This window comes from Brevibacterium sp. CT2-23B (genome assembly GCF_013168765.1).
Taxonomy (GTDB): Bacteria; Actinomycetota; Actinomycetes; order Actinomycetales; family Brevibacteriaceae; genus Brevibacterium; species Brevibacterium sediminis.
Genome location: NZ_JABBYK010000002.1, coordinates 392,374 through 406,253, shown reverse-complemented (window position 1 = coordinate 406,253; position 13,880 = coordinate 392,374). Strand labels below are relative to the sequence as shown.

The 13,880-nt window shown below is 64.8% G+C and carries 12 protein-coding genes; 5 read left to right on the top strand and 7 right to left on the bottom strand.

The features are described from left to right. The first annotated feature begins 47 nt into the window (after window positions 1-47). Complete coding sequence (locus HIM68_RS06915) at window positions 48-464, top strand: hypothetical protein (protein ID WP_172170886.1); 417 nt, start codon at window positions 48-50, stop codon at window positions 462-464. A 70-nt stretch (window positions 465-534) separates the two neighbouring features. Here the strand turns inward: HIM68_RS06915 and deoC are convergent, their stop codons facing one another. From deoC to HIM68_RS06880, 7 genes are all read right to left on the bottom strand, one after another. Next, window positions 535-1,182: a deoxyribose-phosphate aldolase gene (gene deoC / locus HIM68_RS06910; protein WP_172170884.1), complete on the bottom strand. Its 648-nt coding sequence runs from the start codon at window positions 1,180-1,182 to the stop codon at window positions 535-537. Between the two features lie 134 nt (window positions 1,183-1,316). After that, window positions 1,317-2,606: a thymidine phosphorylase gene (locus HIM68_RS06905; protein ID WP_172170882.1), complete on the bottom strand. Its 1,290-nt coding sequence runs from the start codon at window positions 2,604-2,606 to the stop codon at window positions 1,317-1,319. Window positions 2,607-2,736: 130 nt separating this feature from the next. Next, a complete protein-coding gene (locus tag HIM68_RS06900) occupies window positions 2,737-3,243 on the bottom strand; it encodes a cytidine deaminase (RefSeq protein WP_139468462.1) in 507 nt (168 codons plus the stop codon). Between the two features lie 74 nt (window positions 3,244-3,317). Continuing rightward, window positions 3,318-4,601 carry an ABC transporter permease gene (locus HIM68_RS06895; RefSeq protein ID WP_172170880.1) on the bottom strand — a complete coding sequence of 428 codons (1,284 nt, stop codon included), beginning with the start codon at window positions 4,599-4,601 and terminating at the stop codon, window positions 3,318-3,320. Window position 4,602: 1 nt separating this feature from the next. Continuing rightward, window positions 4,603-5,835 carry an ABC transporter permease gene (locus HIM68_RS06890; protein ID WP_172170878.1) on the bottom strand — a complete coding sequence of 411 codons (1,233 nt, stop codon included), beginning with the start codon at window positions 5,833-5,835 and terminating at the stop codon, window positions 4,603-4,605. Beyond that, window positions 5,832-7,391 carry an ABC transporter ATP-binding protein gene (locus HIM68_RS06885; RefSeq protein WP_172170876.1) on the bottom strand — a complete coding sequence of 520 codons (1,560 nt, stop codon included), beginning with the start codon at window positions 7,389-7,391 and terminating at the stop codon, window positions 5,832-5,834. Before HIM68_RS06885 ends, HIM68_RS06890 begins: the two co-directional genes overlap by 4 nt. 74 nt (window positions 7,392-7,465) lie before the next feature. Next, on the bottom strand, window positions 7,466-8,527 hold the full coding sequence (locus HIM68_RS06880) for a BMP family protein (protein WP_229664228.1): 1,062 nt from the start codon (window positions 8,525-8,527) through the stop codon (window positions 7,466-7,468). A gap of 337 nt (window positions 8,528-8,864) precedes the next feature. Between HIM68_RS06880 and HIM68_RS06875 the strand changes: the two genes are divergently transcribed. The 4 genes from HIM68_RS06875 to HIM68_RS06860 all read left to right on the top strand — a co-directional run bounded on the left by HIM68_RS06875 (window position 8,865) and on the right by HIM68_RS06860 (window position 13,865). Next, a complete protein-coding gene (locus HIM68_RS06875) occupies window positions 8,865-10,721 on the top strand; it encodes an ABC-F family ATP-binding cassette domain-containing protein (RefSeq protein WP_172170874.1) in 1,857 nt (618 codons plus the stop codon). Beyond that, window positions 10,722-11,072 (top strand): TraR/DksA C4-type zinc finger protein, encoded by a 351-nt coding sequence (locus HIM68_RS06870; RefSeq protein ID WP_229664229.1) that lies wholly within the window; start codon window positions 10,722-10,724, stop codon window positions 11,070-11,072. Window positions 11,073-11,185: 113 nt separating this feature from the next. Beyond that, complete coding sequence (locus HIM68_RS06865) at window positions 11,186-12,592, top strand: acyltransferase family protein (RefSeq protein ID WP_172170872.1); 1,407 nt, start codon at window positions 11,186-11,188, stop codon at window positions 12,590-12,592. A gap of 223 nt (window positions 12,593-12,815) precedes the next feature. After that, on the top strand, window positions 12,816-13,865 hold the full coding sequence (locus HIM68_RS06860; protein WP_172170870.1) for a homocysteine S-methyltransferase family protein: 1,050 nt from the start codon (window positions 12,816-12,818) through the stop codon (window positions 13,863-13,865). The last annotated feature ends 15 nt before the right edge of the window (window positions 13,866-13,880 follow it).

Below are 13,880 nucleotides of genomic sequence, written 5' to 3'. Positions count from 1 at the left end.
GCCGTCACGTAGTATTTAGGGCCCGTAGAAATAAGAAGGAGGTAACGATGGACGTTCCTCACGATCCAGAGGTCGACGCGGTTCTGACCAGCCTGCTGGGATCACTGGGCGAAAGCAGCAGCGTCTTCGGTGCCGGTCGACTCGGTGCCGAATGGTCGGCGAAGCGGCTGAAGACCGAAACCCATCACGCCGTCATCGAAGTTCCACCGGATGAGACCGAACGCGTTCTCAATCAGGTGACTCAGCTGGTGTCCGCACACATTCCTGCGACCGACGACCCTGTCGTCACCATCCGCGGTGTCATCGGATCAGGCTTCGCGTCGATGAATCCGGCCTACGTCATCGTCGTACTCGACCGGAGAGAGTCGACCCTGGGGATCGCGGCCCATGCAAAAGAGGGCCTCATCAAACAGCGAACGGCGCAGAAGGCCGTCACTAAGATCCGGGAAGCCATCGCCCTCTGACACTCCCAGAACTACCTGACGGCGGCCCAGCTACCTCGCGCGAGGTAGCTGGGCCGCCGTCAGGTAGCAATTAGAGGGAGTTGAGGATTGCGGTGCTGCCGGAGAGGCCCAAGCGGGACGCGCCGGCAGCGATCATCTTTTCGGCGGCTTCGGCGGTGCGGATTCCGCCGGAGGCCTTCACCCCGAGGCGGTCGCCCACGGTCTCGCGCATGAGAGACACAGCATGAGCGCTGGCGCCTCCGGCCGGGTGGAAACCGGTCGACGTCTTGACGAATCCGGCTCCTGCGGCCTCCGAGCGGCGGCAGGCCTCGACGATCTGCTCGTCGTTGAGCGCAGCCGATTCGATGATGACCTTGACGAGGGCGTCCCCGCTGGCCTCGACGACGCCGCGGATATCGGCCTCGAGTCCGTCGAAGTCCCCGGCGACGGCCTGTCCGATGTTGATGACCATGTCGACTTCGGCAGCACCGTCGGCGACGGCCTGAGCAGCCTCGGCGGCTTTGATCTCCGGCTTCACCTGGCCGGAGGGGAACCCGACGACGGTCGCCACGACGAGCTCACCCGGATCGGTGACCGGCAGCATGGACGGTGACACGCAGATCGCGAGCACGCCCAGCTCCTTCGCCTCCGCCACGAGGGCATCGACGTCGGCGCGGGTCGCTTCGGGCTTGAGCAGGGTGTGGTCGATGATGTTCGCGACATCGGTGCGGCTGGTCATTCGGTCCTCCAGAAGTGGTCGTGCAAGGTTGCGTGGTCGTGCATGGTTGCGCGTGCAGGTGCCGCGCAGAGTCATCAGGTCCAGCGTAGCGAGGCCAGCGGCCGCGCGGCAGTGCTGAGAGTGTGCGATTCGGCTCAGGTGATCGTGTCGAAGACGATCGATTCCGGCACCGAGGCGGCATCCCCGCCGATCTCGACCGCGGACTCCAAAGCCTCGATGGCGCGCTCGAACCGTTCCGGGGTCGCCGTGTGCAGTGTCATGAGCGGCTGACCGGCCGTGACCGTGTCCCCTGGTTTGGCGTGCAGTTCGATTCCGGCCACGTCCTGGACCGGGTCTTCCTTCCGTGCCCGTCCGGCGCCGAGACGCCACGATGCCACCCCGACGCCCAGCGCGTCGAGCTTCGTAAGCACCCCGGAGTCGGTCGCTGTGACGACCTCAGTGTGCTCGGCGACCGGCAGAGCGGCGTCCGGGTCGCCGTGCTGGGCGCGGATCATCTGCTTCCACTTGTCCATGGCCCGACCGTCGGCCAGCGCGGCTCGAACATCGACATCGGTCTTGCCTGCCAGGCGCAGCATCTCCTCCGCCAGAGCCACTGTGAGATCGACGACGTCGGCGGGTCCGCCGCCGGCGAGGACCTCGACGGATTCGCGGACCTCGAGGGCATTGCCGACGGTCAGGCCCAAGGGCGTGGACATATCGGTCAGCAGCGCCGAGGTGTTGACGCCTGCGGCCTTGCCGAGTTCGACCATCGTCTGCGCGAGTGTGCGAGCCTTCGCCAGGTCCTTCATGAACGCACCGGAGCCGACCTTGACGTCGAGGACGAGACCGGAGGTGCCCTCGGCGATCTTCTTCGACATGATCGAGGAGGCGATGAGCGGGATACAGTCGACCGTCGAGGTGATGTCGCGCAGGGCGTAGAGCTTCTTATCGGCCGGCGCCAATCCGGATCCGGCGGCGCAGATGACGGAGCCGACGTCCTCGAGCTGGTCGACGATCGCCTCGTTGCTCAGTCCCGCCTGCCAGCCGGGAATCGATTCGAGCTTGTCCAGGGTGCCTCCGGTGTGGCCGAGGCCGCGGCCGGAGAGCTGTGGGACGGCCACGTCGAAGACGGCGACGAGCGGGGCCAGGGGCAGGGTGATCTTGTCGCCGACTCCCCCGGTCGAATGTTTGTCCGAGGTGGGCCGGGACAGGGACGAGAAGTCCATGCGCTCACCGGAGTCGATCATCGCCTGCGTCCAGTGCGCGATCTCAACCGGTGCCATGTCGTTGATGAAGATCGCCATGGCCAGGGCCGCCATCTGCTCTTCGGCGACAGCACCCCGAGTGTAGGCGTCGATGACCCAGTCGATCTGCTCCTTGCTCAGGGCTCGGCCATCTCGCTTTGCGGCGATGACGTCGACGGTGTCGAATGCTTCTACGCTCACGGTCTCAATCCTTCGTTCTCGTCGAAATCTGTGTTGTCGACGATGCGTGCGTTGTCGTCGAAATCTTCGTTGTCATCAATCCCTGTGGTGACACTCCGGGCCACAGCCGCCTCGGCGGGGGTAGGACTCGTCAGTGCTTGGCCTCATGGCCGTCGTGCGCCCCGGCCAGGTGTTCGGGGCCGAAGGCTTCGGGCAGGACCACGGACATCGGGGCGCGTCCGCTGGGCATGTTGATGACGAGCTCGTTGCCCCCGTGTTCGAACAGCAGCTGTCGGCATCGCCCGCAGGGAACGAGGGTGTTGCCCTCTCCGTCCACGCAGTCGAAGGCGACGAGGCGGCCCCCGCCGGTCATGAACAGCTCGGAGACCAGCGAGCATTCCGCGCACAGCGTCACCCCGAACGAGGCATTCTCGATATTGCAGCCGCCGACGATGCGACCGTCGTCGACGAGACCGGCGGCTCCGACAGGGTAGTTCGAGTACGGCACATAGGCCTTCGTCATCGCCCGTGTCGCCTCGGCTCGCAGCAGCTCCCAGGTGCCTTCGCTGAGGTCTTCGGGGCTGACCGGGGTGGGTTCCTCGCTCCAGACCGGGTCGGTCGACTCGGGTGCGGAAGCGCGGGGTTCGGGGGCAGTCATGGGGATATCTCTTCCTTCGGGTGGTGACTGTGGGGTGATCGAGGGGAAATGCCGATCCATCGCCGAGGCGGGGCTCACTTCACGTAGGGCACACCTTCCGCGGCCGGCGGGCGGACCCGACCGACGAATCCGGCGACGGCGAAGACGGTGACGATGTAGGGCAGCATGAGCAGCAGCTCGTTGGCCACCGGGGTGCCGATGGACTGCAGAGTGTTGCCGAGGCTCTTGGAGAAGCCGAACAGCAGGGCAGCGAACAGCGCACCCTTCGGGTTCCACTTGCCCAGGATCATGGCGGCCAGGGCGATATAGCCCTGTCCGGCCGACATCTCCTTGCCGAACGCCAATCCGGAGCCGACGGTGAAGAAGGCACCGCCGAGGCCTGCGATGGCACCGGCGAGCAGCGTATTGCGCACACGAGTGAAGTTGACCTTGATGCCGACGGTGTCCGCCGCCTTCGGGTGCTCACCGACGGCGCGCATCCGCAGACCCCATTTCGAGCGGAACACGAAGATCTGCAGCGCGATGACGACGACGTACATGATGTAGACGAGGATGTTCTGGTCGAACAGCACCCGTCCGAGCACCGGAATGTCCGAGAGCAGCGGGATCGGCAGGTTCGGCAGCTTCTGGCGGGAGTTCCATAGTCCCGGGTCCTGGGTGAGAACCGTCGAGTAGAGGAAGCTCGTGATGCCGACGACGAGGACGTTGAGGACCACGCCGATGATGATCTGGTTGACCCAGTACTTCACCGCGACGAAGGTGAGCACCACGGCGACCAGGGCACCGGCGATGGGAGCGGCGAGAAGTCCTGCGTAGGGGTTCTTCACCACCGAGGCGACCACCGCGGCGAGGAACGCACCGGCCAGCAGCTGGCCCTCGATGGCGATGTTGATGATGCCCGAACGTTCTCCCACGAGACCGCACATGGCGCCGAAGATCAGCGGCACGGACAGTGCCAGGGCACCGGCGAGCAGCGTCGTCAGCGGGATGACGCCTCCGGATCCGCCGCCGGCCCAGGCGAGGAAGGAGAGAACGAAGATGACGCCGAAGAGCATCGGGAACCACGAGCCGAGGTCGATGCGCCTGATCGCCACATAGATGGACACAGCGGCCATGATGATGAGCAGGATGCCCAGCGTCAGCCCCGCCGCGGTCGAGGACACGGCGAAGTCGGGGATGGCGAAGAAGTCTCCGCCGGTGGCCACCCGGAAGGTCGTCTCCCCGTCACGGCCGATGAGGCCGAAGAAGATGAGCGAGACGAGGGCGAGGATCGTATAGACGATCGGGAACTTCCAGGCGATCGGCGCAAGCGCCTTGACCTGGATCGAAGGTGTCTTATCCATGGTCTGAGCAGTCATCTCAGTCCTCCTTCCGCTTGAGCACCGGTGTGGGCAACCGGAAGATCGACCTCACCAGGGGCGGGGCCGCGATGAGCAGCACGATGACGGACTGGACGACGAGGACGATGTCGATCGGCGTACCGGTCTGGGACTGCATGAGGTAGCCGCCGGCCTTGAACGCGCCGAAGAGCAGGCCCGCAAGGAACGTCCCCAGCGGTTTCGACCGTCCCAGCAGGGCGACGGTGATGGCGTCGAAGCCGATCGATCCGCTGATTCCGCCGGTGAGTTTGTATTCGGTGCCGAGCACCTGAGCGGCACCGCCGAGTCCGGCCAGGGCACCGGCGACGATCATGACGAGGATCGTCACCTTCGACACGGAGATGCCTGCGGTCCGGGCCGCGTGCGGGTTCGCGCCGACGGCCTTGAACTCGAAGCCGATCGTCGAACGCTCGAGCAGCCACCACACGAAGATCGTGGCGAGGATGGCGATGACGAACCCGAAGTGGAGACGGAACGGCGGTGGCAGCAGCAGGAACATCTGCGCGGAGTCGTCGATGACGCGGGACTGCGGGTTCGCCGAGGTCGTGTGCGTGAACCAGTTCTGCTTGAGCAGGTAGCCCAGTGCGTAGCCGGCGATCGAGTTGAGCATGATCGTCACGATCACCTCGTTGGCACCGGTGCGTGCCTTGAGGACACCGGCGATTCCCGCCCAGATCGCACCGCCGATGATTCCGCCGATCGCGGCCACGAGCATGTGGACGACGGGAGGCAGCGGCAGCGCGTAGCCGAGGAATCCGGCGATGGTCGCGCCGAGGATGACCTGGCCCTGACCGCCGATGTTGAACAGACCGCAGCGGAAGGCCAAGGCGATGCCGAGACCGGTGAGGATGAGCGGGGTGCCCGAGACCATCGATTCGGTCAGGGGGCGGATGGCGCGTTCGGTGGTGCGTGCGTCCCAGTCGAAGACCGCTCCGCGGAACAGCGCCGAATAGGCGTTGCCGACGGTCCGGAAGAGCGTGGCGAAGAACTCGCCGGGAGCGGCGAAGAAGTTCTCGGCCGCCGCGACGACCTCCGCGTTCGACACGGCGATGAGGACACCGCCGAACAGAAGGGCGAGAACGATCGCCAGCAGCGAGACCAGCCAGGATCCCGACATGATCTGCTGGAGCAGAGTCTGTTCCTTGCCGTCCTCGGTCTCGGACTCCGGCGGCGGTGCCGCGGAAGGAGCCGCCGGTGAGATATCAGTCGTCATTTGGTCTCCTCCGCCGAGGTGGTGGCTGAGTCTTCGTCCGTTGCTTCGAGGGCTTCGTCGGCGGGAACGCCGGCCATCATCAGGCCCAGTGCTTCGCGGGAGGTCTCGGGTCCCACGATGCCGACGATGCGCCCGGCGTACATCACGGCGATTCGGTCGGCGAGGCCGTAGACCTCGTCGAGTTCGGTCGAGACGATGATGCAGGGGGTGCCGGAATCGCGTTCGGCGATGACGCGCTTGTGCACGAATTCAATCGATCCGACGTCGAGTCCGCGGGTGGGCTGGCTGGCAATGAACAGTCGCAGATCGCGGCCGAGCTCGCGGGAGAGCACCACTTTCTGCTGGTTTCCGCCGGAGAGGGTCGAGATCGGGTCGGAGACGCTGCCGAGGCGGATGTCGAACTCCTCGACTTTCTTCTTCGCCTCCTCGCTGATGACCTTCGATCGCATGTTCAGACCCTTGGCATAGGGCTCACGGTCGTAGACGTCGAGGATCATGTTCTCGCGGATCGCGAATTCCGCGATGATGCCGTCGGTCGACCGGTCTTCGGGAACGAAGCCGATACCGGCACCGAGGCGGTCCTTGACCGAATCCCCGACGAGCTTCTTCCCGTCGAGGGTGATCGTGCCCAACCGCGGTTCGGTGAGACCGATGATCGTCTCGGCCAGTTCGGTCTGCCCGTTGCCCTGGACACCGGCGACGGCGAGGATCTCGCCGCGACGGACGTCGAAGGACACGTCGTCGACGACGACGTTCTCGGCCTTGTCGACGACGGTGAGTCCGCGCACCTGGAAGGTGGCATCGCCGGGATCGGCGGCATCCTTCTCGGTCGTCAGAGACACGGCACGGCCGACCATCTGGCTGGCCAGCTCGGTCTCGGTCGACTCCGGCGAGGCCTCTCCGACGATCTTTCCGCGGCGGATGACCGTGATCGAATCAGCGATCGCGCGGACCTCACGGAGTTTGTGGGTGATGAAGACGATCGACGTGCCCTGCTCCTTGAGCTGGCGCATGATCGAGATCAGCTCGTCGGTCTCCTGCGGAGTGAGCACAGCCGTGGGCTCGTCGAGGATGAGGATCTCGGCATCCCGGGACAGGGCCTTGATGATCTCCACTCGCTGCTGGGCGCCGACCGGCAGATCCTCGATGAGGGCATCGGGATCGATGTTGAAATTGAAGCGCGAAGAGATCTCCTTGACCTTCTTGCGCGCCTCGCTGATGTCGAGGAGCCCGAGGCTCTTCGTCGGTTCGTAGCCCAGCGCCACGGATTCGGCGACGGTGAACACGGGCACGAGCATGAAATGCTGGTGGACCATGCCGATGCCCGCAGCGACGGCGTCGCCCGGCCCGGAGAACTTCACCGGCTTGTCGTCGATGAGGATCTCTCCTCCATCGGCGTCGTAGAGTCCGTAGAGGACATTCATCATGGTGGATTTGCCGGCGCCGTTCTCACCCAACAGGGCGTGGATCTCGCCCGGTTCGATGGTGAGATCGATGTGGTCGTTGGCCACGAACGATCCGAACACCTTGGTCATCCCGCGAAGCTCGAGTTTCACTGCTTCCGGTTCTCCTCACAAACTTGAAAACTGCAGGGCCGAAAGAACTCGGCCCTGCAGTTTAACCGACGAGCTTACTTCGGTGTGCTCTCAGACTCGACGACCAGGCTGCCATCGACGATCTGCTTCTTCAGATCCTCGACCTTCTTCTTCACGTCCTCGGGAACCTTGTCTTCGAAGTCGTGGTACGGAGCGAGGCCCACGCCTTCGTTCTCGAGCGTACCGACGTAGGGCTCATTCGAGAACTTGTCCTCCGAGCCTTCCTTGATGGTGTCTTCGACGGCCTGCGAGATCTGCTTGACCACCGAGGTGAGGATGATGTCGCCGTATTCGGTCGACTCGTAGCCGTCGGAGTCGACCCACACGAGGTTGACGTCGCCGGCTTCCTTCGCGGCGGCCGCGGCACCGAGGCCGACGGGCCCGGCCACGGGCATGATCACGTCGGCGCCCTGCGAAATGAGCTGCTTGGTCAGCTCCTGGCCCTGGCCCTGGTTCTCGAAGTCACCGGAGAACGATCCGTCCTGCTTCTTCTTGTTCCAGCCGAGCAGCTTGACGTCTTTCTTGTTGTCCTTATTGAACTTGTCCACGCCGTCGGCGAATCCGTCCATGAAGATCGTCACCGACGGAATCTGGATGCCGCCGAAGGTGCCGACCTTGCCCGACTTCGAAGTCGCGGCCGCAACATAGCCGGCGAGGTACGCGGCCTCGGCGGTGTTGAAGACGACGGCCTTGGCGTTGTCGATGGTCACCGGCTTGCCGTCGGCGTCGGAGAACGTGGAGTCGATGAGTGCGAAGTTGAGGTCGGGGTTCGCTTCTGCGGCTTCCTGGATCGTGTCCTCGAGGAGGAATCCGACACCGAAGGTGAGGTTGCAGCCCTGCTGCACCATGTTGTCGACGTTCGGCTTGAAGTCCGCGTCGCCCTGCGACTCGGCGAGCTTCTCTTCGATGCCGAGGTTCTTCTTCGCGTTCTCCATGCCCTCGCGGCCGGACTGGTTGAAGGACTGGTCGTCCCAACCGCCGGAGTCGGAGACCATGCAGGCCATGTAGTCGGAGCCGGATTCTCCACCTGAGCCGCAAGCCGAGAGGACCAGGGCAGATGCGGCGATCATCGACACCGCTGAAGCGAGCTTCTTCACGTTTTCTCTTTTCTGATACAGACAGCGCACACGGATGAGGGCCCTGTCTGCCCTTACCGAAAATGTGAAACCACTGGACGAACTGTCATATTTTGATGAGTTTCGGTCAGTCTAATGCACTGAGGTCATTTGGAAAGGTCCTTTAGCACCTCAATCGCAGACACCGATATGAAAAAGAAACAATCCGTCATGCGGTGGGGTTATCGGTCCGAAATGCGAACAGAAAACGCCTTGTGTTTGAGACAGAAAGATGCGGCAAACGATGCGGCCGGCGGCCGGCCGAACTGGCCCATCCGGTCAATCGGGCGAACCGCGGTGAACTAGGCTAGAGCCTGCTATGGCACATCTCCTCGGGGCAGAAGCCCTCCACCTCGAATACCCCACGCGAGTCGTCTTCGACTCGGTCACTCTCGGCGTCGAGTCCGGCGACATGATCGGCATCGTCGGCCGCAACGGCGACGGTAAGTCGAGCCTGCTCGGCATGCTCGCAGGCACCATCGAACCCGATTCCGGACGCGTGACGTATCGCGGCGGGCTGCGTCTGGGCATGCTCGGCCAGCGCGATGACCTCGATGACGAGGCGACCGTCGGCTTCTCCGTCGTCGGCGATGCCGCCGATCACGAATGGGCCGCCGATCCGCGGGCCCGTGACATCATCTCCGGTCTCATCGCCGATCTCGATTGGGATGCGCAGATCTCCTCGCTCTCCGGCGGTCAGCGCCGTCGAGTGGCCCTGGCGGCTCTGCTCATCGGCGATTGGGACATGCTCATCCTCGACGAGCCGACGAACCACCTCGATGTCGACGGCATCGCGTGGCTGGCGAAGCATATTCGCGGCCGGTGGCCGAAGAATTCCGGAGCCCTGCTGCTGGTCACCCACGACCGGTGGTTCCTCGACGAGGTGTGCACGAAGACCTGGGAGGTCCACGACCGCATCGTCGAGCCTTTCGAAGGCGGTTATGCCGCCTATGTCCTCCAGCGCGTCGAGCGCGATCGGATCGCCGCCGCCACCGAGGCGAAGCGACAGAATCTCATGCGCAAGGAACTCGCGTGGCTGCGACGCGGCGCTCCCGCCCGGACGTCGAAGCCGAAGTTCCGTATCGAAGCCGCCAACCAGCTCATCGCCGATGTGCCGGAGGTGCGCAATCCGATCGAGCTGAAGAAGATGGCCACGGCCCGTCTGGGCAAGGACGTCGTCGATCTGCTCGACGTGTCCAAGCGCTTCGGCGAGACCACGATCCTCGAGGATGTCACGTGGCGCATCGGCCCTGGTGAGCGCACCGGGATCCTCGGTCCGAACGGTGCCGGGAAGTCGACGCTCTTAGCTCTGGTCTCCGGTGAGATCGAACCCGATGCGGGTCGGGTCAAGCGCGGCAAGACCGTGCAGATCGGTGTGCTCGATCAGCAGTTCAGGGATCTGGCCCGCATCGCCGAATCCCGTGTGCGCGAGGTTCTCGCCGAGTCGAAGACCTCGTTCAACATCGAAGGCAAGGACTTCACTCCGGCCCAGCTGCTCGAACGGCTCGGCTTCGCGAAGGAGCATCTGTCCGCCAGGGTCAAGGAGCTCTCCGGCGGGCAGAAGCGCCGACTCCAGCTTCTGCTGCTGCTCATGGCCGAACCCAATGTCATCATCCTCGACGAGCCGACGAACGACGTTGACTCGGACATGCTCGCGGCGATGGAGGATCTCCTCGATTCCTGGCCGGGCACTCTCATCGTCGTCTCCCACGACCGGTACCTGTTGGAGCGGGTCACCGATCAGCAGTACGCGATCCTCGACAACGGTCTGCGCCATGTTCCCGGCGGCGTCGAAGAGTATCTGCGGCTGCGAGCCGAACAGGAACGTCGCGGCGCTGCAGGTTCGAACAGGGCTTCCGGCGGTTCGAACGGGGCCACAGCGGGAAACGACGGGACCGGTTCCGGTGGGGCCGCCTCGGCGAGCGGAGGATCCTCCTCGGTTCCGAAGCTGTCCGGCGCGGAAGCCCGGGCGGCGAAGAAGGAACTGTCGTCGATCGAGCGGCGGATGGAAAAGCTGAACACTCAGATCGCGAAGAAGCACGAGGAGATGGCCGCCCACGACCAGACCGATTTCGAGGGACTGGCCAAGCTCACGGTTGCGATCCGCGAGTCTCAGGACGAACTCGACGAACTCGAGCTGCGCTGGCTCGAAGCGTCCGAAGCTCTCGAGGCCTGAGTGGTCGACGAAGCGACGATGCGAGACCTGCTCGAGGCGGAACGAGCGGAGACGCAGGCGCTCATCGACCGCCTGACTCAGGGAATCGATGAGGTCTCGGCCGCTCGTGAGGGCGACAACAGCGACGACGAGCACGACCCGGAAGGGGCGACGCTCGCCTTCGAACGGTCGCAGGCCGCGACCTTGCTCGAACAGTCCGAGAACCGCCTCGAGGAGATCGCCGAGGCGGTCGACCGCCTGAACGCGGGCACGTTCGGGACCTGCATCGACTGCGGCAGACCCATCGCCGAGGCTCGGCTGGAGGCCCGCCCCTACGCGGCCAAATGCGTGAACTGCGCCGCCCGCGGCTAGTCGTTTCCATCCCCGTTCGCACGCACGAGTGCACCGTCGCACACGACCGGGCGACCGCCTCGGCGACGGTCTGAACTTTCCCCATATCCGGCCGGGTGCGGTAGTGTATCGGCGTGTCATCACGGGACTATCGCATCGACCGCGCCAAGGGAATACTCATCTTCCTGGTGGTTCTGGGCCACCTCCTCGCCAGGACCTCCCCATGGGAGTCGCCGATCCTGGGCGCACCGATGTACTTCATCTACATGTTCCACATGCCGGCGTTCGTCTTCCTCGCCGGCATCACGGCGAAGTCGAACAAGCTGGCCGAACGGGTTCTGACCTACTTCGTCCTCCTCGCCACGGTGCTGCCGCTCATGTGGGGGTGGATGTGGCTCTTCGGCCTCAATCCCGACTACGACTTCCTCCGACCGTTCTGGTACACGTGGTTCCTGCTGTCGATGGCGTGGTGGATGATCACGGTCCCCTTCATCGAGCGATTCCCGCGCACGATGCTCGTCGCTTCTCTGGTCGTCGGGCTCTTCGGCGGATTGCTGCCGGTCCTCGACACCGAACTCTCCGCGGCTCGGACGATGGCGTTCTGGCCGTTCTTCGTCATCGGCAAGCTCTACGGCAAGCAGATCATCGACTGGGCGGGCAGCCTCGCGATCTGGCAGAAACTCTGTCTCAGTGCCGCTGCCCTCGCGGCCGTCGGATATTTCTTCCTCGACCAGGTCGACTACAACTGGCTCTACGGCAGCCTCAACTTCGCCCATTTCGACGTCAGCGTTCCCGAAGGTGTGGGACTGCGACTCATCGTCGACATCGGAGCGGTGCTGCTGACGCTGGCCCTTCTGTCCTGGTTGAGCAATACGAAGGACACGATCGCGACGATCGGCAAGAACAGCCTCGCCGTCTACATCCTCCACGGATTCGTCGTCCGCGCCCTGCAGCCGGTCCTCGACGACAGCCGCAACGTCCTCCACGACGCCGTCGTCCTGCTCATCTGTGTGGCCCTGGCCGTCGTCTGGACGGGCTTGCTCGCCTGGTCGCCCTTCGAACGAGCCCTGCGCTGGTGGTCCTCGACCGTCACCGGCCTGCTGCTCAAACCGTTCCCCTTCCTCCGGCCGGAGGACTCCGACCGTCGCAGCGGGCGAGGTCGCGGAGAGCGTGGTCGCAGCGGGCGAAATCGCAGAGATCGTGGTCACCGTGGAGATGCCGGCTATCTCGGCGACACCTATCACCCCGGGGACGCGTACAGCGAGGGTGACGGACCGGACCGGCAGGGTCTCGGGTTGCAGCCCATGCCCGGAGTCGGCTACCAGCACTCCCCCGGCTACGAACAGCAGCCCGGTCAGCAGCAGTCCTTCGCCTCCCCCGCCCCGGTTGCCGGCGAGCCGTACCCCCTGCCGGGTTCACATGAGGTTCCGCAGAACAACGCCACCTACGAACCCACTCAGGAGGTGCCCGCCGGCGCAGCCCAGCGGGCAGTGCGCTACCGTCGCCTGCCGGTCTATCTCAGCGGCGACGAGGACCGCTGACGATCGGGCCGCCTCGGCGGTCGCTGATCTTTGTGGGGACCCCACCGGAGCCCAGCGTTGCAGGCTTTCGGTCGGGCCGCCTCGGCGAGGTTCGTATCCTTCCATGGCCTTCAGCGTCGAATTATGTCGATGTGACAGACCTCACTGCGCCGATTGATGGTGTGATAACAATGTTCGGGCCGTTTGCCCGGGCTCGGCCACATCATCGAATCGGAGAGCATCCATGACCGCGACCAACGCCCTGACCCAACGCCTCGATGCCGGCCCCGTGATCTGCGCGGAAGGCTTCCTGTTCGAGCTCGAGAAGCGCGGATATCTGTCTGCCGGCGAGTTCGTCCCCGAGGTGGCCCTCGAGTTCCCCGACGCCCTGCGCTCCCTCCACGTCGACTTCCAGCGGGCCGGCTCCGACATCGTCGAGGCCTTCACCTACAACGGGCACCGCGAGAAGATGCGCGTGATCGGCAAGGAAGATCTGCTCGAACCGCTCAACCGCGCCGCCCTCCAGATCGCCCGGTCGGTAGCCGACGCCAAGCCCGGGAACTTCATGGCCGGCAACATTTCGAACTCGAACATCTGGGACCCCGCCGACGAGTCCAAGCAGTCCGAGGTGCGGGCCATGTTCGCCGAAATGGTCGCCTGGGCGGTCGAGGAAGGTGCCGACCTCATCATCGGCGAGACCTTCTACTTCGCTGGTGAGGCCATCGCCGCCGCCGAGATCGCCAAGGCCAGCGGACTGCCCGTCGTCCTCACGCTCGCCCCGATGGCCTTCCAGGAGATGGCCGACGGGGTCGGGATCGTCGAGACCGCGCAGCGGCTCGAACAGCTCGGCGTCGACGTCGTCGGCCTCAACTGCTTCCGCGGTCCCGCGACCATGTTGCCGTGGCTGGGGGAGATCCGCGCGGCCGTGTCCTGTCACGTCGGCGCCCTGCCGATCCCCTACCGCACCACGGAGGACGAGCCGACGTTCTTCAACCTCTCCGACCCCCGCGCCGAGGTGGCCTCCCCGCACGGACGCACGTTCCCCACCGCTCTCGATCCCCTGCAGACCAACCGCTACGAGATCGGCGCGTTCGCCAAGGAAGCCTATGACCTGGGCGTCAACTACATCGGAGTGTGCTGCGGCGCGACCCCGATGCACATCCGCGAGGTCGCCGAGGCGGTCGGACTGACCACCGATGCGAGCCGCTTCTCCGAGAACATGGCCAACCACTTCATGTACGGCAGCAACGAACGGCTCGCCGACAACGTCGTGGCCCTCGGAGACACTGCCTGAGGCTCGGGAGAATCG